The organism is Thermogutta sp. (assembly GCF_014359955.1).
Classification (GTDB): domain Bacteria; phylum Planctomycetota; class Planctomycetia; order Pirellulales; family Thermoguttaceae; genus Thermogutta.
Genome location: NZ_JACIYL010000840.1, coordinates 1 through 1,839 on the forward strand (window position 1 = coordinate 1; position 1,839 = coordinate 1,839).

Annotated in this window: 1 protein-coding gene; it reads left to right on the top strand. The window is 57.7% G+C overall.

The annotated features are described in order from the left end of the window. The coding region (locus H5U08_RS17460) for a hypothetical protein (RefSeq protein WP_297036034.1) at positions 1 to 1,839 on the top strand (1,839 nt) is incomplete at both ends.

The following is a 1,839-nucleotide window of genomic DNA, read 5'->3' on the forward strand; positions in this document are numbered from 1 at the left end:
CTTTTGGGAGTCAACGTATTCTGCGCTGCAGCGGTTCGGTTTCCCTGGAAGCGCTACCAGACAGGGTTTGTGATCACGCATGCCGGCATTCTCGTGCTTCTAACCGGCTCGTTGCTCACGGCCCGGCACGGTATCGATGCCCAGCTTTCAGTCTATGAAGGAACGATGAACCACCTGGCGTTCGAAGATAACCTCCATTTTGAAATCGAACGGCTGTCGCCGTCGAACGATCAGGGCGAACGTGTGGGGAAAATCATCCGGATTCCGTTTCGGGCGGGCCCTTTCAATTGGCGGGATTTCTCGACGTCGTGGAGACATCTTTTTTGGGCACCCCCAGGCAAACTGCCGGTGCTGCCATGGAACCTTGCGCATCGGGATCGCGGGGTGGTTTACCGCGACGGTGACATCACGTTGGAAGTGCTGGACTATTACGCCGATTCGCGGCGGGTGAAGGGTGGGTATCTGGGAGGGTACATCTCGGTGCCCACCGGAAGCACCTGGATCCGTCCCTGGCAACCGTTCGAATTGAACATTCAACTTGGCCGCTTCCCAGGTGGGGAAAGCGCGGCTGTCGGTTCGCGAACGACCTTACCGGATGGCACGCGCGTCATCTTTTATGCAGCTCTGGAGGAATTCGAGAAGGATGGTTTTCTCCTCGGCTATCCGGAAGGGGACGTTACCGAGGTGGGTCAGGTCGTTCTGGTCCATGATCGCACGCGCTACGTGGTACCACTTTCGGAGACGGAAAACTCGGATCAGCGCTACCCGTTGGGTGATTCAGGGTTGGAGATCGTGGCTTTGACCCGGGATCCCCGACTTCAGTCCGTGCAGATTCGACTGAGAAATTCCCAGGGCCTGGAAGACGACTTGATTCTGTTTGCAGATTTGCCGGAGTTCAATCGACCTGCCCAAAAATTCCGCGTCGCGGGGGCGTACTGGGTCGATTTTTCCAGAGTGTTGCGTGATCCGAAACTCGCGTTTCAGTTAAGACCGGAGACCACGGATGGCGCGGATCATCCGCGGATTGAGATTTGTCAGGGGCCGGGTGAAAAGCTGTATTACCGGGCATGGCGTGCACCGCAGTTTTTGGGCACCGGGATGGTGCCGCTGAACGGGCGAGTGGTTTCGGTGGGCACCGGGCGGGGCTATGCGGCAAGGATTGTCGTCAATACCTTTCTTCCCTTCGACCCTTCCCGCCCAGATGAAGAAGTGGTCGTGCCAATGCCGTTTCGCAAAGGTGCCCGGATGACGGAGCCCAGGGTGAAAATTCGGCTCACGGCAGGCTCCCAGACCCAGGAGATGTGGCTGGCGGTCTTGCCGCGGGGTGCCACGGCTCCGCTTAATCCCGACGAAGCGTGTCGGCTGGCCCATGGTGCCGAGCAAATCGAGTTAACCGCCAAGTACGATGCAGTGGATGTGGGGTTCTGGATCAAACTGCTGGAGTTTCAGCGGCGACTGGATCCCGGCACCAATCAACCCTCGCACTATGCGAGCCTGGTCGATCTGTATGTTCCGGAAAGAGTGCTGAGAGCTGCCGGGAAGGAGGTCGCCGGGCCTGTGGAGATTGATCCAGAGACTGGCGAAGCTTTATGCCTGGTGCACTCCAAAGTTCTCATTACGCTGAATCATCCCATTAACGTGATCGATCCCCTGACGGGACGCAGTTACCGACTTTATCAGGAAAGTTTCAGTGGACCGTTTCGGCCGGGAGATCCCATCTACGAACGTGTCGTCGGAGGACGGAATGCCCCTGATGAGCTCTATGTCTCGACTTTGAGTGTGAATTATGACCCGGGGCGGGGATTCAAATACATGGGCTCCCTGCTGATTGTGGGGGGC